This is a genomic window from Thalassotalea litorea (assembly GCF_043642205.1).
GTDB lineage: Bacteria > Pseudomonadota > Gammaproteobacteria > Enterobacterales > Alteromonadaceae > Thalassotalea_A > Thalassotalea_A litorea.
The window spans coordinates 41,334-59,547 of sequence record NZ_JBHZSG010000004.1 but is presented as its reverse complement, the minus strand read 5'-3'; the positions used below and the strand labels follow the sequence as shown (position 1 = coordinate 59,547).

The following is an 18,214-nucleotide window of genomic DNA, read 5'->3' as shown; positions in this document are numbered from 1 at the left end:
GTAATAAATTAGCAAGTAGTAGGTATTTGGACGCTCACTTTCCGGGCAATCAGCAGATCAGAATGTATGTGGTATCTGTCTGAGCGGGTTTCTTCGGTGAGTCAGAAGTGACTCTCAGTAACAAGGAAATTGATATGCAGCAACAATGGATAGAAACACTTAAACATTATCTGAGTGTAGTAACCGATTATCCGTTACTCCATGCCGCTTTGATGGTAATGGGTTTTTGGATCGCAGCCTGGATAATCAATAAATTTTTTCTGGCCTGGGTTAAAAAGTTTACCGACAGCACTGACGCTAAAATTGATGACCGACTGGTTGAGCTACTGCATACCCCGGTTTTCTACAGTATCGTTATTGTCGGCCTTATTGTTGCGACCGGTGTGATCGACATTCCCGAAAGCGTCACCAATATACTCTTTCCTGCTTACGATACCCTGTTGTTAATATTGTGGACGGTATTTCTTATTCGCTTTACCCGCATAGGGTTGCGTCAAATTGCCAAGAATGATCGCTATTTCCACATTCTCCATCCGCAGACATTACCTCTGTTTGAAAATCTGGCATTGCTGGTTATCCTCGGCGTTTCCATCTACTACATCTTATCTTCCTGGCACATTGATATGACCGCCTGGCTGGCCAGTGCCGGTATTATCGGTATTGCCGTCGGTTTTGCTGCTAAAGATACCCTGGCAAACCTTTTTTCCGGGGTGTTTATTATGGCCGATGCCCCTTATAAAATTCATGATTACGTGGTGCTTGAAACCGGCGAACGTGGCGAGGTTACCAATATCGGCTTGCGCAGTACCCGGCTATTAACCCGAGATAATATTGAAGTGACCATCCCTAACTCGGTAATGGGTAACACCAAAGTGATTAATGAATCCGGTGGACCAAGTACCAACTATCGGATCCGCGCCCAGGTGAGTGTTGCCTATGGCAGTGATGTCGATCAGGTACGAGAGGTGTTGACCCAAGTCGCCGAGCAGGAACCGGAAATGAATGTGTTTCCTGAACCTGTGGTACGCTTTCGCACCTTTGGCGGATCAGGACTGGAGTTTGAATTAATGGGCTGGATTGAAGAGCCGGCATTTCGTGGCCGCATCCTCGATCAGATCAATACCGCCATTTATAAGAAATTTAATGAATTGGGTATCGAAATCCCCTACTCCAAACACGATGTATATATTAAGTCGTTTCCCCAGGATATTTCGAACCATAAGGGTTCCGACGACCGCGAGCCGGAAGCGGGAAGCGAGAAGTAGAAGCACTAGGTTCGACTTTGATTTTATCGGATGTTGACAACCCTAACTGTGGCGTTGCGTAAGCGTCGACAATAAACCTTTTCGTCATTCCGTAAGCGCCTCGATAAACCTTTTAGTCATTCCGGACTCCGATCCGGAATCTCAAGCCAGAGATCCCCATTTTCATGAGGATGACGAGTGTGGATACCGGGCGACCCCGGTATGACGAGGTGTGATTTCAGTCTAAGCCCCGAAACCACCGAAACCAGCTTATCCCCGTCTTTCCGGACTCCGATCCGGAATCTCAAGCCAGAGATCCCCATTTTCATGAGGATGACGAGTGCGGATACCGGGCGACCCCGGTATGACGAGGTGATGATTTTAGTCCAAGCACCGTAACCGCCGAAACCAGCTTATCCCCGAAACCAGCTTTTCACCGTCATTCCGGACTCCGATCCGGAATCTAAAGCCAGAGATCCCCATTTTCATGAGGATGACGAGTGTGGATACCGGGCGACCCCGGTATGACGAGGTGGTGATTTCAGTCTAAGCACCGAAACCAGCTTACCCCCGAAAACCCCTATCCCCGAAACCACCCTATCACCGTCATTCCGGACTCCGATCCGGAATCTCAAGCCAGAGATCCCCATTTTCATGAGGGTGACGAGTGTGGATACCGGGCGACCCCGGTATGACGAAATTAGGAAACGCCAAAACAAAAAAGCTCCGTAAAGGAGCTTTTTTAACAGTAATCAAATAAATAAGGCTTTTCGTTGTCAGCGCGTTAGCTGTCACCCTGAACCTGACAGCGAGAAGGTTCTGTCAGCCGACTGTGATCTCAGCGACTTACACGAGTCGCTGAGGCTGCAGTCATACCTTCATTAGTATCAGCGCGCTATGCGATGCCGTACTGCGCTCGATACGCTTTAACCCCTTCCAGGTGCTCCTGCATTTCCGGCTTTTCCGCCAAAAAGCTAATCACATCTGTCAGGCTGACAATAGCAACTACAGCAGTACCGAAATCACGTTCCACTTCCTGAATCGCGCTTAGTTCACCTTTGCCTTTTTCCTGACGATCAAGCGCAATCAATACACCACTTAAATCGGCGCCATTGGCCTTGATGATTTCCATCGATTCACGAATTGCCGTACCAGCGGTGATCACATCATCCACCAGCATAACCTTGCCTTTTAATTCGCTACCGACCAGGTTACCACCTTCGCCGTGAGTTTTCGCTTCTTTACGGTTAAAGCAATAAGGCACGTCTAAATCGTGATGATCGGCTAATGCTACTGCGGTTGTGGTTGCAATCGGAATGCCTTTATAGGCTGGGCCAAACAATAAGTCGTAGTCGATGTCGCTATCGGCTAGAGCGGCGGCATAAAAACGACCTAATCGCGCCAAATCGCGGCCAGTATTAAATAATCCGGCGTTAAAGAAGTAAGGGCTGGTACGTCCGGATTTTAAGGTAAACTCGCCAAATCGAAGAACGTTTTTTTCCAGAGCAAATTCAATAAATTCGCGTTGATAATCTTTCATTGTTTATTCCAGTAAGTGCGGGAATGGAGCAAGCCTGAAACAGTCTTAGCTTGCTCGGTATTACATTAGTTCAATAAACGCTGACCTTAACCGGTCAACCTACTTAGTTTAGATAAGCGCGGTTTTTTGCGCTTCAAACAATTCCATAATGCTGGCTTTGGCCAATTGCATCATGTCGTTCATTTCTTCAAAGCTGAATGGCTCTTCTTCTGCCGTACCCTGAATCTCAATCAGTTTACCGGTATCCGTCATAACCACATTCATGTCGGTTTCAGCGGCCGAATCTTCCGGGTAATCCAAATCGGATACTGGCGTGCCTTTATAAATACCAACAGAAACGGCAGCAATCATATGTTTTAACGGGTTAGTTTTGATCAATCCTTTGTTGCGCAAATGATTGAGTGCATCCACTAATGCTACACATGCACCGGTGATTGATGCGGTACGGGTGCCACCGTCGGCCTGAATTACATCACAATCTACGGTAATAGTGTTCTCACCCAAGGCGTTTAAATCAACCGCAGCACGCAATGCGCGAGCAATCAAACGAGAAATTTCTAAGGTACGGCCGCTTTGCTTCCCACTTGCCGCTTCACGGCGCATTCTGGTATGGGTTGAACGTGGCAACATACCGTATTCTGCGGTGATCCAGCCTTTGCCCTGACCTTTTAAAAAGCGAGGCACACCTTCTTCTACCGTGGCGGTACAAATTACTTTGGTATCACCAAATTCAATTAACACTGAGCCTTCGGCATGACAGGTAAATTGACGAGTGATGGTAACAGGCCGGATTTGTCCGGCAGTTCTTCCGCTGGGGCGCATAAGGTGTTCCTTATCTGATTAAGATGTATTTTAGGGCAAATTTTGATACGCATTATAGTCGTTCACAGCCAAAGATAATAGAGTTGGCTAAGGCTCAATTGGCTGTAAATTCATTCTGTTAGCCTGATGTTAAGGTGTTGTTAGTAAAGCTTTGGCGGCAATTGTCTGTTGATTGGTATGCATGGCAATAATGAAATATAGTTAGGGTTACTGTGGTCTTCTACCTAAGCTTATAAAAATTAGACAGTTAGTCATTCCGCACGTTTAGGAATGCTGCACCATTTGCAATCGTAACCAAGGGATAAGTCTGCCAAGTGATGATATTAAAAACCGTGCCCGGATGGCGTTTATGCGTTTCGCTCTTGCTACTGGCAAGCAGTATGAGTTTTTACGCCTATGCTGAGCCGCACGCCGCCCCGCACACTGATGAGACAACGGCCGTTGAATCTGCAGGCGTAGCCGAAGGTGTTTTTAAAAGTAGTCAAATTGCGAATCCGGAAGAGAAAAGCGGCGGCTCTGTCACCACCGTCGAGCCAAAAGATCCTCAAACTGCAAAAATTGCCGATGCTTTGCCAATCTATTCAAAAATCTACGACGATAAACGCGATCCATTTGCCGATGCCATCGCAGCCATCGCTTTGGCAGGACACAGTAATCGCAATGTGCTGATCGAAATTGGCGGCAACTGGTGCACCTGGTGCCACAAAATGGATGCGTTTTTAGAGCAAAACCCAGATATCTATAAGGCGTTGCATGACAATTTCGTCTTGCTAAAAGTTAACGTTAGCGACAGCAATGAAAATGCCGATTTTATGGCTGGACTGCCGCCGGTTCTCGGGTATCCCCACATGTATGTCTCGACCGGCCAGGGTAAAGTGATCTTATCTAAAGACACCGCCGAGTTTCTCGATGATGGCAGTTATTCGAAACAGGCTTGGATGACGTTTATCGAGCGCTGGCAGTCAGCAAATAACGATGCCAATATCAGCTTGCAAGCGAATAAAGCGAATAGCACTGCTGGCGAAGGGAACTAGGTCAAATATCTAAAAGGATACGACTTCATGGCGAATCAACATTTCTTGAATATGGATATTAAGGTGCCGCAAGTTATTCAGGCGCGCCTTTCCAGACGACAGTTTTTAAAATCGGCGGCCCTGGCATCCGCCGCGGCTTCCGCACCGGTATCATTGGCTATGGCTGCCGATGGTAATTCTGAACCAGAGCCATCACCAGATTTGCAACAAGAACCCTGGCAGACTCTCAATAGCGTGCTTGAACATTTATTGCCAAATTCCGATAAAGGTCCGGGCGCCAAAGAGCTCAACATTCTCAATTATTTCGTTAACGTGCTCGAGCACCAACCGATTGATAAAGATGAAAAAACCTTTATCAATAACGGCATTGGCTGGCTGAACGGTTATACCCAGCAAACCTATCAACAGGATTTTTTCGAGTTAGGGTTTGAAGATAAAGAAAAATCGCTGCGTACCATTGCTAAATCCCGAGCCGGTGAGAATTGGATCAATACCCTATTAACCTATTTAATCGAAGGCATGCTGGCGCCAGCCGCTTATGGGGGTAACCCGGAAGGGCTAGGCTGGAAATGGCTAAGTCATCAGGCAGGCTTCCCTATGCCAGATAAAGGCAAGCGATATTATGAGCTCCCGGCTTACGCAAAAATTGATATTAGCGAAATCGCCGATAGCGCTGATAGCAGGGATACCAGTGCCACTGGTGATTCTCGCTATTCCAGTAATGAAAACAAAACGGCTGCACTTACCAACAACAAACCAAGAGCGGTAAATCCGGTGCAGAAAAAAGGAATGGCATAATGAAATATGATGCATGCATTGTTGGCTCCGGAGCGGGCGCTTCACCTGTGGCATATACATTGGCTAAAGCCGGGTACAAGGTTGTGGTGCTGGAAAAAGGTCCCTGGCTTGATGAAAAAGATTTCTACAAAGACGAGCTTGCCTGTTGTCGTCGCACTACCTATTCGCCAAAACTGGAAGACGAGCCCCATGTTATCGAAGAAGAATACGAGAACGATGCCGGGATAAGTTATTGGCAGGGAGAATCGACGGCGGAATCCGGGTGGGATTTTTGGAATGGCTCTATGGTTGGCGGTTCATCCAATTTAATGAGTGGCTATTTTCATCGCTTAAAGCCAGTAGATTTCCGCCTCAAATCAGAATTCGGTGCCATTAAAGGCGCCAACGTAGAAGACTGGCCCATCAGTTACGATGAACTGGAACCCTTTTATGATCAGGTGGACCGCGAAGTTGGCGTTTCCGGCAAAGTGGTGGAGCATCCTCATTTAGAACCCCATAAATCCGATTATCCATTTCCACCAACAGCGGAGCATCCGATTTCCGCCTGGATAGATAAAGCGGCTACCGAAATCGGCTATCATCCCATTCCAGTGCCAAGAGCGGTTTTATCAAAACCTGCCATGGGCCGAAGAAGCTGTGAGTATTCCGGTTTTTGTTCCAGCTATGGTTGTTCATCCGGCGCCAAGGGCTCAGGCCGCGCTGCTTTGTTAAACCATGCGGTAGCAACTGGCAATTGCAAAATCATTCCCAATGCCAAAGTGTTTAAGCTCGATTCCCAAATGCAAAAATCTGGAACAGGTTCTGACTCAGAACCATCCGTAACCGGCGTGCATTATTACGATCGTAATGGCCGTAAAAAATCCATCACCGCCCGTAAATACATCGTCGCCTGTCAGGCGATTGAAACCTCACGGCTATTATTAGCGTCAAAGTCCGATGCCTTCCCTAATGGCCTTGCCAATAACCATGGACAGGTGGGGAAAAATATCATCTTCTCCGCCGGTGGCACCGGTCGCGGCGATTTTATGTTTGATGAGGTTAGTAAAGAGCAACAGGATTTATTGCGGGTACGCGGGCCATTTATTAACCGCGCGGTTCAGGATTTTTATGAAATCGACGACAAGAGTTTTGGTGACCGATCCAAAGGCGGCACCATCGATTTTCTGTTCCATCAAAACGCCATTGCCAAAGCTAGCGGCGAACAATGGGACGAAGATGACAATCTGGTTTGGGGTGATGCTTTAAAAGAAAGGTTATTAAACGCTTTTAACTACGGTCAGACCCTTCGCTTTGAAGTATTTAATGACTGGCTACCAACCGATGATTGTTTTGTCGAGTTGGATAATGAGGTGACCGATAAATGGGGTGACCCCGTCGCAAAAGTTCGAATCGGTGCCCATCAACACGATCTCAAAGTTGGCGAATACCTGGCAGCAAAAGCAGAAAACGTGTTAAAAGCCATGGGCGCCACCAATGTCTATTCCTCGGTGAGCAGTTATCCGCCGCCAAACCTGCAAGCCGGCGGATGCCGTTTTGGCGACGACCCAAATACCTCGGTTTTAGACAAAAATTGTTGCGCCCACGAAGTGAAAAACCTCTACGTTACCGACGGTTCATTCATGCCAAGTGGCGGCTCTGTGCCATATACCTACACGATTTACGCCAATGCGTTTCGCGTAGCAAAACACATTGAGAAGGAGTTAAGTAACGCTTAAGGGTTTTTTACTTAATTATTCTTCTTGAAAAAATTAAGTAAAGATCCATCTTGTTAATTGGTAATTACGCCAGTGGCAGTGAGTTGTTACGGGTTTGATCAGGAAAGAGAAAATGCAGACCAGTGAAGTTGAAAATATCAGAAAAGAGCTTATTAAAGCGGAGCAAGGCGGTTTTAGTTCTCGCTCTCCCGAAGACATTATCAGTGCAGTAATCACTCGAAAACGAGCTAATGGCGAAGTTTAGGTAAAGCACTGCTGCCTCCCCGTCATTTCCAGCCACGACTGGAAATCAAAGCCAAGACCTCATGAATTAAGATCTTTATTAACCCGAATATGACGTGACGGTAGCTTTTGCTTTTAACTCGGAGCGACATTGTTTGTCGCGTTCCCGGAGTATCGTTCACGATACGTACCAAGGCTTTTCACTTTTTCTTCCACCGAAAATACGCTCTTCGATAACTGCTCCTGCGTTATTCTACCTGCGAACATCCATGTCCTTGTGCATTTTCGGCATACCGGCCATCCATGGCCATAACTTTCCACCTTGTCCATAGACGTTTCCTCATGCATACTTTGCTCAGCAATTGGCACCAAGATAAATAACAGTGCCGATTGTCCGACACTAACTAATTAAAGGACAGTCCATGATCCATAGTATGACCGCCTTTGCCCGTAATGAAATTAAGGGCGATTGGGGCAATGCCGTTTGGGAAATCCGCTCGGTAAACCAACGTTTTCTTGAAACCTTTTTCCGCATGCCAGAGCAGTTCCGCTCATTAGAGCCGATATTGCGTGAGCGCTTTCGTAAGCAGTTAAATCGCGGCAAAGTAGAATGTAGCCTGCGTTTTACCGCCAACCCGGCCGCCAAAAGCAATCTAACTTTAAATACCAAAATGGCCGAACAGCTCGTGGCGCACGCCAAAGCCCTTATGGATATGGCCGATGTAAAGCAGTTAAATCCTGTGGATATTATGAAATGGCCAGGGGTGATGGAAGCCGAAGAAACCGATATGGATACCATCTCGTCTGAGCTTTTAGCCGGTTTTGATAAAGCCCTGAAAGATTTCAAAGCCGCTCGCGCCAGCGAAGGTACGAATATGGCCGCGCTCATTGTCGAACGCTTAGAAGGCATTACCGCTCAGGCCGAAGCGGTGAAAAAGCAAATGCCAGATGTGATCCAATGGCAGCGCGATCGCATTATTGAAAAGTTTAACGACGCCAATATCGAACCCGATTCCGGCCGCGTAGAACAAGAACTGGTATTGCTAGCTCAGAAGATGGATGTCGACGAAGAAATCGACCGCCTGTTCTCTCACGTAAAAGAAACCACCAAAATCCTCAAAAAAGGTGGCCCACAAGGCCGGCGCCTGGATTTCATGATGCAGGAATTCAATCGTGAAGCGAACACCCTGGGTTCTAAATCTATCAACACGGATATCACCGCCGCCGCGGTTGAGCTTAAGGTGTTAATTGAACAGATGAGAGAGCAAATTCAAAATATCGAATAACCGTCATTCCGCATGATGTATAGCGATACCCGTCTTTGGGTGGTGGGTATCGTTGTCGGCTTTATAAGTGGCGGTAAATTCAACTTTTCATGCATTCCACAAGGAACGTATAGATTTTTAATTAATTTATACATTTAAGCCTGATATGTATAAATTATCCTGTTTTCTATACATATCAGCTTCATAACCGATTTAAGCAGAAGCTTAAATCCCTGCCTTACATTGATTGTCCAGAGATTATCTAAGAAAACCCAACTGCGGTGCGGTTACTTTTTATAGTCACTAAACCTTATTACGTTATCCGGTAGAGTAATTTTTTCATTAACTTTAATTGCTTTATTATCAATCGAGTTAGTGATTTTCTGACAATAATTGAAAAGCCTTTCTAAAGGGATAAACTTTTCTTTTCTCAGTTTAATACGCTTTTGTTGACTATTGAGATACATAGCTAAATCTTCAGCTAGCTCTGGTGGCATAGTATCAAGTTTTCGATCTGCCAGCGTTTGCGTTACCCACAGCGCGGCATCGGTAATATGGCCATTAATACTCAAGTCGGTATTTTTAGCCCAACGAATATCAAATGGCAGGTTATCCAATTTGCTCAGTAGCAAGATAGCATCACTACTAGGAAGTAAATGATTGGTTCTTATCATTTCTATTAGCAGCGGTTGCCATTGCAAAGATAGTTGTGGGTGAAGCTCAGATAAGCTAACTGGTTCGCAAACCGAAAGAAAACACGTAAAACGGCTATAGGCCTCTGTCGCTATAATGGTTTTCTGCGTTGATCTGTAGTGATTCTCGATAATATGCAGTTGCCAACTCAACGTATTGGTATCCGATGTAATCGTATTCCTACCTTTTTGAGTGCCCTCTAATGTTGGCAGATCCGCCTTAAGCCATTTATCCAGGGCTTTGCTTGTGGAATAGAATAATCGCATGAATTCAACGCTAGTGGTTTTTTTGAATATGATGAACATTCTACCGAAAAAGTGCTGAACGTCGACAAAACATTGTGTGGTGCTCCATTCGTAAACGCATGGTTCAAGACTTGTCCCTTTATTTGCCCTTTATTTTAAGCTGATGATATCGACACACAGAAACAATATGTCGATAAAAGGTAAAAAAATCGACATATTTGGTTGATGTGTCGATTGAATCGACATACACTGACTCAATACAACGCTTATGTCGATATTATCTGGGAATTTAAACATGACTTGGAAAGCCGAGCAGCCCTACAACCAATTACCCACTTTGCCGCCAAATCTGGATGTCATAGAAACCCGAGCTGTACTAAAAGCCTGCATTTCTTCGCGTGCCGCCTTAGCAGAGTTAAAAAAGGCTGGGGAACTCATCCCGAATCAAAGCATGTTAATTAACTTGCTGCCTTTGCTTGAAGCGAAAGATAGCTCGGAGATAGAAAATATTGTTACGACTACTGATAAGCTTTTTCAGTATGCGCAGGGAGACAAAGGCGCCGATCATGCAACCAAGGAAGCATTACGTTACCGAACGGCGTTATATCAGGGCTTTATCCAACTTGAAAAAAAGCCGCTTTGCACAGCTACTGCCATTGAGGTGTGCAGTACGTTAAAGCATGCTGAAATGGATATTCGTAAAGTACCAGGTACTTTTATCGGCAACCAAACGACAGGTGAAATTATCTATACTCCACCAGTTGGAGAAGATGTTATCCGTGACTTGTTAACCAACTGGGAGCGATTTCTGCACGATGAAGATGACCTGGATCCACTTTTAAAAATGGCTGTTAGTCATTATCAATTTGAAGCCATCCATCCTTTTTATGACGGCAATGGCCGTACAGGTCGTATCCTTAATGTTTTATATCTTATTGAGAGTGGTCTTTTAACGTTACCGATCCTTTATTTGAGTCGTTTCATCGTTCAGAACAAACAGGACTATTATCGTTTTTTGAATCAAGTAACCAAAGATCAGGATTGGGAAGCGTGGTTGGTATTCATGTTAAAAGGCGTGGAGCAAACAGCAATATGGACCTGTGAAAAAATAACCGCGATTAGAATACTCATGGAAAGGACAATCGATCACATAAAGGCCCAGCTACCTAAAATTTATAGCTTTGAACTTGTTCAGCTTATTTTTGAACAACCCTATTGCCGAATCAGTAACCTGGTTGAGCGCAATATTGCAAAAAGACAAACCGCTTCCATTTATTTAAAACAATTGGCGGATATTGGTGTTCTTCAAGAAATTAATTCCGGAAAGGAAAAGCTATTTGTGCAGCCGCGTTTGATGACTCTAATGACAAAAGATAGCAATAGTATTATTGATTTTTAAGTTGGAAGCCCGTAGGCACTGGTCTGCATGAAACTCGCTTAATGCTAAGGAATTGCAGACTCGTCGACTGTGTTGAAGTAATTATGCCTGCGCCTTTATGATAGGATTACCATCGCTAAAATTCATTTGAAGTCCAAGGAAGTAAACGTGAGATCTAAAGGGAAATTAATTAGCTGGGATGCTAACAAAGGGTTTGGTTTTATCGCCCCAACCAAGCGCGGCAAAAACGTATTTATCCACAAATCAGGCTTTTCAAACCGCAAACGTACACCGCAAATAAACGATGTCATTACCTATACACTCTCCAGTGATAACAAAGGCAGAGCCTGTGCCGTCGACGCTACGTTTTCCGGTGAAAAACTAGTAAAGAAACAGCCACAACAAACCAGCAAATTTAGTATTTACCTAGCCTTATTATTTCTGGCTAGTTTGTTCTTTTATTCTATCTATGCAGGCATTTCTCTATCGCTGGTTTTTATCTACCTTGGGCTAAGCGTATTTACCTATTTAATGTACGGCTGGGATAAAAATAAAGCTCAACATGGTGGCTGGCGCACATCAGAGAGCACCTTGCACTTGTTTGCACTTTTTGGCGGCTGGCCCGGTGCTGCAATCGCGCAACAACTCATAAGGCACAAATCAAAAAAGAAAGAATTCAGATTAGTTTTCTGGGTAACGGTGATTTTGAATATCGTTGCTGTGTGCTGGTTGTTAGGGCCGGATGGTGGTGCAGTTTTGAAGTTGATTTGGTAGTTGTAACTGAACCTAGCTATATGTTTGTTTTGGTTTTTCCGTTACTCTGGAACATCCTCATAAAATAAAAAGGACTTGTATGAAGGACACCGGCCTATACGAGCAACTAATCACTCAATTAGTTGAGCGAAAGTTAAATCGTGAAAAATTTTATGTCGGAGAGCGGGCTTTAGAAAGTGGAGAAGCCGCTACACGGTTATCCCAGTTCTTAACTCGCATAATTGAAATAGCTATCGATTCTGTACCCAATAGCGACGAAAGGGTATTTGAGCAGATAGATTTAGCTAACAAAATGATCAATTGGCTTAGCCAAAATATTGGCGACCCAGAGCTAGTAACTGACAATTTGATTGATAGTCAGGGAAAAATACTTACCGCATTATTGGATAAGAAAAACCCAATTTCATCAGACCTTCCCAAATATATTGATTCGATCATGCCTTTAACTGGACTTACGCAAAGTGAATTATTTTGTGGAAGTAATGCAGGTATTTCCTTAGAAACGGAAATAAAACGCGAGATTCAATCTTCTGACAAAATCTATTGGCTGGTTTCATTTATTAAGTGGGCGGGCATCAGAATTTTTAAAAAAGAACTGGAAGAATTTACCCGAAGCGGTAAGCAGCTCAAAGTTATTACGACCTCCTACATGGGAGCAACTGATGCTAAAGCTGTTGAGTTTTTGGCTTCGCTTCCTAACACGGAAGTTAAGCTGAGCTACAATACGAACCGGGAGCGCTTGCACGCCAAATCATACTTATTCATGCGCGATACAAGCTTTCATACTGGCTACATTGGTTCATCCAATTTATCTCACTCGGCCTTAACAAGTGGCTTGGAGTGGAATTTAAAAATCACATCTCGAGAAATACCTCATATTATCGAAAAGTCACTTAGTACTTTTGAAACTTATTGGGAATCACCAGATTTTGAATATTTTGACGGCAATACGCAAAGCAAGGAGAGGCTTAATACTGCTTTGCAAATAGCAAGAGGCTCTTTTGATGGTAACCAGCCCAGTTTTTATTTTGATATTCGGCCACATTCACATCAAAAAGATATCCTGGAGAAATTGAAGGTTGAAAGAGAACTGCATGGCAGATATAGAAATCTTGTTGTTGCAGCAACAGGTACAGGTAAAACCATTATTTCAGCTTTCGACTTTGCAAGGTTTTATGCAGAAAACGCCGAAGCTAGATTTTTGTTTTTAGCTCATAGACAAGAAATTTTGAAGCAAGCAAGGAGCGCATATCGCGGCGTACTTAAAAACAGCCAATTTGGAGAGTTATTAGTAGGCCAACACAAGCCTCAAAAGTTCAACCACCTATTTGCTTCTATCCAGAGTTTCAATAATCAACTTTCTAGCTTGAGCTTAACTAACGATTACTTTGACTATATTGTCATTGATGAGGTTCACCATGTTACAGCTAATAGCTATCGCCCAATTCTAGAACACTTTGAGCCACAAGTATTAATAGGTTTAACAGCAACGCCAGAGCGGCATGACGGTGCGGATATTTTAAAAGACTTCTGCAATGTGATTGCTGCTGAAATACGATTGCCAGAGGCAATAAATCAGCGTCATTTATCGCCATTTCAGTATTTTGCAATTGATGATGAAACAGATCTTACGAAAATTTCATGGTCTAAAGGCAGATATGATGTTGCAGAGCTTACGAACTTATATACGTTGAATGATCAACGGGTAGTTAGAATAATTCAAAGCCTTAATGAAATTGTGACCGACATATCGAAAATGCGTGCGATCGCTTTTTGTGTCAGTAAAGAGCATGCGAACTTCATGGCTCAAAAATTTGCGTTGAGTAATATCTCATGTGGTGTTCTTACCAGCGATAATTCTCAAGATAGAGATATTCAGCAGCAGCGTTTGAAATCTAAAGAAATTAATGTGTTATTTGTCGTTGATATATTTAATGAAGGTGTCGACATCCCTGAGCTGGACACGCTGTTGTTCCTGAGACCAACAGAAAGCTTAACTATTTTTTTGCAGCAGTTAGGTCGCGGCCTTCGACTGATAGAAGATAAAGAGTGTTGCACAATTTTAGATTTCGTTGGCAATTCTCGACCTGAATATGATTTTTCTCACAAGTTTAGAGCACTAGTTGGTAAAACAAACCAAGCGATCTCAAAAGAGGTGAAACAAGGCTTTCCGCATTTGCCTTTGGGTTGTCGTATTGAGTTGCAAGAGAAAACTCAGGAAATGATCTTGAGGAACATATCTAAAGCCACGATAAACAAAAATAAGCTGCTCAACCTGATTCGAAATTATCCCCACGTAACTGAATTACCGCTTACTTTAACTAACTTTTGGCACATCTACCCGGACATATCTCTAGAGGAGATATACAAGGTCAAGGTTGGGAAGTTTGGCGGATGGAGTGCTTTAGTTGCCGCTAGCAAAAAGGAACATATAGAACCAGTCAAGGTGCCGATTTATAAAGCCTACTATAGAGCGATGAATAATCGCTTCTTGAGTAATACTTCCATCTCTTATTTAAAGTTTATTTTAGCGTTATGCGAAAATAAATTCTCTTTATCTAACCAAGTGATGGTCGATAAAGTGCCTGAAAGGCACCAGGAGCTTTTTGCTGTTATGTGTCATTATGACTTCTGGGATAAGCCTGCTGAACAAGTAGGATTCAGCTCGCTATCCTCAAGCTTAAAGGCTTTAAATAACCCTGTTTTAAGAAGTGAATTAGTTGAATTAGTTACACTGTTAATTGAGCGACTTGAAGTGCAAGAATTTTCAATGCCGACCACAGATAATACCTTTGTCGATAACTCCCCACTCAAAATGCATGTAAGATATCCTAGAGAGCATATTCTGGTAGCGTTTGGCGACAGCACTATCAATAAGAAGTCTTCAAGTCGTGAAGGGGTGCGAGAAATAGAAGAAGAAAATACAGAACTATTGTTTGTAACATTGAATAAGTGTGAAAAGCAATTTTCAGCAACAACTATGTATCACGACTATGCAATAAGCCCAACCTTGTTTCATTGGCAATCACAAAACAGCGCTAAACCAACGTCAGGAAAAGGGCTTGGCTATATCCAACAGAAACAGAATAAGAAAACCTTTATTCTGTTTGTTAGGGAGCAAGCTAAGGATGAATATGGAAAAACGATGGGCTTTGTGAACTTCGGGCCCGTTGATTTCGTGAAATATGAAAGTTCGCAGCCAATGAATATAACCTGGAAATTGAAACATCCCATGCCAGCATATATGTGGCATGAGACTGCTAAGTTAGCTGTCGGCTAAAAAGAATGGTAATCCTTCGAATTATCCCAAAAGCACAGTAGCATCGGAACAATCACCGCAACTAAGCGTATAGGTATCTTTTCTTTTAGATACCTTTGTATTTTTACTTCCACAACTATTACATGGGGTTTTCATCGCTGTGTTAGCGCCACACTTGTTGCATTTGATGTAATAACCGTAACGACCAGATTGAGGCGAGAAATCTGACTTTTCATCACATGACTTGCAGCACAGCGCCGAGTTGTTCTTAGGTGGCTGCCAAGGCCGTTGAACTTCGTTTTCTTCTGGGTTTTTAGGTAGGATTTGAGAGTGCTTTTGATTCAATAGAAAAGTGGCGATTGATTGCATCTCTTTATCTGAAAAATCAGGCCGAGAATCGAAGGTTAATGTACTTACGACCTTATGTTTTAGGTTCATTATTTTTTCAAGCTTCTCCACCAGGAATTCAGTTTTTACAAGTTGCTTGGATACTTTATTTGGCATTGAATCTCGGTCAATGATTGCATCACTTGAAACCGCACAGATATTATCCCAACAACGTAAACCAAAAGATTGTTGTTTTATACCAAGTAACTTACCCAGAACAGCTTCACGATTTGCATGAAGCATTTCTCTTAATAATTTTTGCTGAAGTTCAACTTGTTTGATCGGGGAAGGGATTCCCGACCATTTATTCCCTAAGCTTCGAGTCCATTCGCCAAGTTTATTGACTTTTACTTCGCCTTTAATGCTTTTTGATTCTATGAGCACGAAACCAAATGTGTAGATAATTAAGTGGTCTATTTGTGCGGTTTCATTGTTGTGGGTAAATTTAAAGTCATTTATCACAAACACTTTATTGTGATCTTTAAACGCACGTCTTAAAAAGAAGGCTACATCTTGTTCTTGCTTTTGACCTGCTTTCGCTGTCGGGGAAACAGCATTTTGGAGGGATTTGTCTTTTAGAATCATACAGCTAAATCATCCATGAATATCGATAAACGAGACGCTAGAATCATACCCCAACTCTATGTCTTTATTAATACTTATATTTCTTTTAAATTTTTTGCCAATGACGTCTATGCCCAATCCTCCAACTGCTGAAAATCTTTAATCCTACTTCGTTGCAAAGCGAAGGCTTCGAATACATCGTCAAAGTTGCAATTATTATGAGACAAATTAGGCAGGGCAAAATTTGCCTGGGTAAAGAATTCATTTTCGTTGTTTTGCCAGCCTTGCGTCCACCAATGAAGAATGAAACCTCGTGATTGGAGTAATTTTCGGCTAGTCGGAAGTTTGTCAGATTTCCTGGCATTTACTGTCGATTTCGTTGGCAATAAATTCCACAGATCGTTATTTGGCCAGCGGGCAAATGGAAAGGCATGGTCTATCGCATAGCCTGAGGTTGTGATTTTGGAGCCCGACCAGCAACACCTTACATCATCGGTGTTTAATATCTCGTCTACCCTTTTTCTAACCCGAGATGTTGTTCTATGTGGGTCATCCCAATTGAGCGCGTTTAGGTAATCGATTTTGGAAAAAGCCTTTTCCTTGTTCAGCCCATATCCGGCCATTAAGGTTGACCATTCATTGATAAGGGCAGGTTCTATCCACACACTAAAGCGAGTTAGTGAATCCCAGATATGGCGTGGCACATAAAACTTTCCCAGGGAATTAAGAAAATCAAAGTTCAATGAGACTGATGTTTTGGGTTTTGATGTCCGGTTTAGTTCCACCTGAAATACGGCTTCATTTGAATTGGGTAGTGTCGTATATCTGGCTGGCATGGTTTTTATGGTGCTGCTGATATCTTTTAAGGCTTGATACAGGCCATTTGCAACATTGATGTCTCCATATGCCGCACCGATATAAAAATCATTGCTGGTATACGATCCTATTTGCTCCCAGCCATTTGGCTTGATAAAACCGAGGCCTTTCGCATTGTTACTATTTTGCTGCATTCCATACTGATCTATCAGCGGTTTGTAGAGTTTTAACCAATACAAAGAAACAAGCCCCATTGGCAGCACTGCATATTCATCGGTTTGCTCAACCACTGCACCTGGGTGCCCTTCTGCAATGCGAAGTAAAGTTCTTAGCAAGGCAACTTTATACGTGGATGATTTATTGTCGTTGACGACAATATTGCGGATCAACGGAAATGCACCGGTGCCGTCATCCGGTAATGTCAGCAATACGGTTTGCCAGAATACATCCTCTCTACCGAGCTCATCGGATTGACTTTCCGGAGTCAATAATTTGTATGAAAGGCCAAATTTGCTGGCAAGGTTTGCAACTTCTGATGCAGATACTGTGTGCATAACCCGTTCGTCATGACATGGCCCGTGACGAAGAGATATAACAATTTTACCATTGGGTTTTAACAGCGAGCTGAGCTTTCGCAGGCAGCGATTTCTTTGTGATGGGGCAATATGCATCCAAACTGCACTTAGTAATATCAGATCAAACTTGGTTTGTAATGCGAAGACTTGTTTGAGTTCGGGCAAGCTATCAGAGAGCCAGTGAATCGCAGAGGCTTTCTTATTGGTGGTCTTATATTGATGATATTGCTGCGCCATTTCTCGAATACCATCGGAAGGTTCTACTGCGACAACATCGAGCCCTTTAGCTGCAAGATAACGCGCATCACGGCCTGAACCAGCACCAACATCCAACACCATGCCCTGCTGTGGAATTTCATTAATCCAGTCTTTATGCACTGACTCAAAAGGAACATTATCGTATTGTGCAGCGAGCGCTTCGGCATTGTTTGAATAATATAAGATGTTCTTTTCCATGAACGTTTAACGTCCTTCTGTCCAATTCCATTGACCAGAATCTATCTTATCTGAATTTCACTAGAAAATACTTAGTTAATGCCATTGGGGTTTCCAGGCCCGATCGATTACACCCAGGGCAAAACTAATACAATCACCAGGAAGATAAATAGAAAAATAAACAGGAAGATAACCAGAAAGGCCGTCACTGGCGATCACTTTTCATAGTTCTTTCAATGGGATAGCAAATGTTTACCCACGCGAACCCGCAATCCCATCACTATCATTACCTCGTTCATAATTGGCATAACCACTGGTGCCATCAAGATCCGCAAACTGGCACTATGTATAAAAAATGAACAGTTTAGTATCGGAGTAAGCCTTTATTTATTGCCCCAATAAGGACACGTTGGGCATGCCGTTACACGGCATGTTTCTGGACGAACTC

General features: G+C 43.4%; 15 protein-coding genes. 9 read left to right on the top strand and 6 right to left on the bottom strand.

The features are described 5' to 3' along the window. Positions 1-134: 134 nt before the first annotated feature. Positions 135-1,265 carry a mechanosensitive ion channel family protein gene (locus ACHUFQ_RS03255; protein ID WP_394172927.1) on the top strand — a complete coding sequence of 377 codons (1,131 nt, stop codon included), beginning with the start codon at positions 135-137 and terminating at the stop codon, positions 1,263-1,265. Between the two features lie 874 nt (positions 1,266-2,139). Here the strand turns inward: ACHUFQ_RS03255 and pyrE are convergent. Both pyrE and rph read right to left on the bottom strand, forming a co-directional pair. Beyond that, the gene (pyrE, locus tag ACHUFQ_RS03250) at positions 2,140-2,784 is read right to left on the bottom strand and encodes an orotate phosphoribosyltransferase (protein ID WP_394172925.1); all 645 of its coding nucleotides are present in this window, start codon (positions 2,782-2,784) and stop codon (positions 2,140-2,142) included. A 108-nt stretch (positions 2,785-2,892) separates the two neighbouring features. Beyond that, on the bottom strand, positions 2,893-3,606 hold the full coding sequence (gene rph / locus ACHUFQ_RS03245; protein ID WP_394172923.1) for a ribonuclease PH: 714 nt from the start codon (positions 3,604-3,606) through the stop codon (positions 2,893-2,895). A 380-nt stretch (positions 3,607-3,986) separates the two neighbouring features. On the opposite strand from rph, the gene ACHUFQ_RS03240 reads away from it, so the two are divergent. From ACHUFQ_RS03240 to ACHUFQ_RS03225, 4 genes are all read left to right on the top strand, one after another. Continuing rightward, positions 3,987-4,640, top strand: coding sequence for a thioredoxin family protein (locus tag ACHUFQ_RS03240; protein WP_394172921.1), 654 nt, complete (start codon positions 3,987-3,989; stop codon positions 4,638-4,640). 27 nt (positions 4,641-4,667) lie between these two features. Further along, positions 4,668-5,438 carry a gluconate 2-dehydrogenase subunit 3 family protein gene (locus ACHUFQ_RS03235; protein ID WP_394172919.1) on the top strand — a complete coding sequence of 257 codons (771 nt, stop codon included), beginning with the start codon at positions 4,668-4,670 and terminating at the stop codon, positions 5,436-5,438. Then, positions 5,438-7,153, top strand: coding sequence for a GMC family oxidoreductase (locus tag ACHUFQ_RS03230; protein ID WP_394172917.1), 1,716 nt, complete (start codon positions 5,438-5,440; stop codon positions 7,151-7,153). Before ACHUFQ_RS03235 ends, ACHUFQ_RS03230 begins: the two co-directional genes overlap by 1 nt. Positions 7,154-7,265: 112 nt before the next feature. After that, on the top strand, positions 7,266-7,397 hold the full coding sequence (locus ACHUFQ_RS03225; protein ID WP_260680386.1) for a hypothetical protein: 132 nt from the start codon (positions 7,266-7,268) through the stop codon (positions 7,395-7,397). Positions 7,398-7,510: 113 nt separating this feature from the next. Here ACHUFQ_RS03225 and ACHUFQ_RS03220 read toward each other — a convergent pair whose 3' ends face one another. Next, complete coding sequence (locus tag ACHUFQ_RS03220) at positions 7,511-7,705, bottom strand: hypothetical protein (protein ID WP_394172915.1); 195 nt, start codon at positions 7,703-7,705, stop codon at positions 7,511-7,513. 92 nt (positions 7,706-7,797) lie between these two features. Here ACHUFQ_RS03220 and ACHUFQ_RS03215 point away from each other — a divergent pair, with 92 nt between their 5' ends. Further along, positions 7,798-8,661 carry a YicC/YloC family endoribonuclease gene (locus ACHUFQ_RS03215; protein ID WP_394172913.1) on the top strand — a complete coding sequence of 288 codons (864 nt, stop codon included), beginning with the start codon at positions 7,798-7,800 and terminating at the stop codon, positions 8,659-8,661. 266 nt (positions 8,662-8,927) lie between these two features. Here the strand turns inward: ACHUFQ_RS03215 and ACHUFQ_RS03210 are convergent, their stop codons facing one another. Continuing rightward, positions 8,928-9,599 (bottom strand): amino acid adenylation, encoded by a 672-nt coding sequence (locus ACHUFQ_RS03210; protein ID WP_394172911.1) that lies wholly within the window; start codon positions 9,597-9,599, stop codon positions 8,928-8,930. Between the two features lie 274 nt (positions 9,600-9,873). Here ACHUFQ_RS03210 and fic point away from each other — a divergent pair, with 274 nt between their 5' ends. The 3 genes from fic (at position 9,874) to ACHUFQ_RS03195 (ending at position 15,010) form a co-directional block, all read left to right on the top strand. Next, on the top strand, positions 9,874-10,977 hold the full coding sequence (gene fic / locus ACHUFQ_RS03205; RefSeq protein ID WP_394172909.1) for a protein adenylyltransferase Fic: 1,104 nt from the start codon (positions 9,874-9,876) through the stop codon (positions 10,975-10,977). 147 nt (positions 10,978-11,124) lie between these two features. Further along, positions 11,125-11,730 (top strand): DUF1294 domain-containing protein, encoded by a 606-nt coding sequence (locus ACHUFQ_RS03200; protein WP_394172907.1) that lies wholly within the window; start codon positions 11,125-11,127, stop codon positions 11,728-11,730. A 79-nt stretch (positions 11,731-11,809) separates the two neighbouring features. Beyond that, positions 11,810-15,010 (top strand): DUF3427 domain-containing protein, encoded by a 3,201-nt coding sequence (locus ACHUFQ_RS03195; RefSeq protein WP_394172905.1) that lies wholly within the window; start codon positions 11,810-11,812, stop codon positions 15,008-15,010. Between the two features lie 21 nt (positions 15,011-15,031). Here ACHUFQ_RS03195 and ACHUFQ_RS03190 read toward each other — a convergent pair whose 3' ends face one another. Together ACHUFQ_RS03190 and ACHUFQ_RS03185 are read right to left on the bottom strand one after the other, a co-directional pair. Further along, positions 15,032-15,961, bottom strand: coding sequence for a nuclease-related domain-containing protein (locus ACHUFQ_RS03190; protein ID WP_394172904.1), 930 nt, complete (start codon positions 15,959-15,961; stop codon positions 15,032-15,034). A 107-nt stretch (positions 15,962-16,068) separates the two neighbouring features. Then, on the bottom strand, positions 16,069-17,787 hold the full coding sequence (locus ACHUFQ_RS03185) for a methyltransferase domain-containing protein (protein WP_394172902.1): 1,719 nt from the start codon (positions 17,785-17,787) through the stop codon (positions 16,069-16,071). Positions 17,788-18,214: the final 427 nt, after the last annotated feature.

Excerpts from the sequence above, each read along its gene's own strand:
- ACHUFQ_RS03255 (WP_394172927.1), top strand. The coding sequence starts at position 135 with ATGCAGCAACAATGGATAGAAACACTTAAACATTATCTGAGTGTAGTA.
- pyrE (WP_394172925.1), bottom strand. The coding sequence starts at position 2,784 with ATGAAAGATTATCAACGCGAATTTATTGAATTTGCTCTGGAAAAAAAC.
- rph (WP_394172923.1), bottom strand. The coding sequence starts at position 3,606 with ATGCGCCCCAGCGGAAGAACTGCCGGACAAATCCGGCCTGTTACCATC.
- ACHUFQ_RS03240 (WP_394172921.1), top strand. The coding sequence starts at position 3,987 with ATGAGTTTTTACGCCTATGCTGAGCCGCACGCCGCCCCGCACACTGAT.
- ACHUFQ_RS03235 (WP_394172919.1), top strand. The coding sequence starts at position 4,668 with ATGGCGAATCAACATTTCTTGAATATGGATATTAAGGTGCCGCAAGTT.
- ACHUFQ_RS03230 (WP_394172917.1), top strand. The coding sequence starts at position 5,438 with ATGAAATATGATGCATGCATTGTTGGCTCCGGAGCGGGCGCTTCACCT.
- ACHUFQ_RS03225 (WP_260680386.1), top strand. The coding sequence starts at position 7,266 with ATGCAGACCAGTGAAGTTGAAAATATCAGAAAAGAGCTTATTAAAGCG.
- ACHUFQ_RS03220 (WP_394172915.1), bottom strand. The coding sequence starts at position 7,705 with ATGGACAAGGTGGAAAGTTATGGCCATGGATGGCCGGTATGCCGAAAA.
- ACHUFQ_RS03215 (WP_394172913.1), top strand. The coding sequence starts at position 7,798 with ATGATCCATAGTATGACCGCCTTTGCCCGTAATGAAATTAAGGGCGAT.
- ACHUFQ_RS03210 (WP_394172911.1), bottom strand. The coding sequence starts at position 9,599 with ATGCGATTATTCTATTCCACAAGCAAAGCCCTGGATAAATGGCTTAAG.
- fic (WP_394172909.1), top strand. The coding sequence starts at position 9,874 with ATGACTTGGAAAGCCGAGCAGCCCTACAACCAATTACCCACTTTGCCG.
- ACHUFQ_RS03195 (WP_394172905.1), top strand. The coding sequence starts at position 11,810 with ATGAAGGACACCGGCCTATACGAGCAACTAATCACTCAATTAGTTGAG.
- ACHUFQ_RS03190 (WP_394172904.1), bottom strand. The coding sequence starts at position 15,961 with ATGATTCTAAAAGACAAATCCCTCCAAAATGCTGTTTCCCCGACAGCG.
- ACHUFQ_RS03185 (WP_394172902.1), bottom strand. The coding sequence starts at position 17,787 with ATGGAAAAGAACATCTTATATTATTCAAACAATGCCGAAGCGCTCGCT.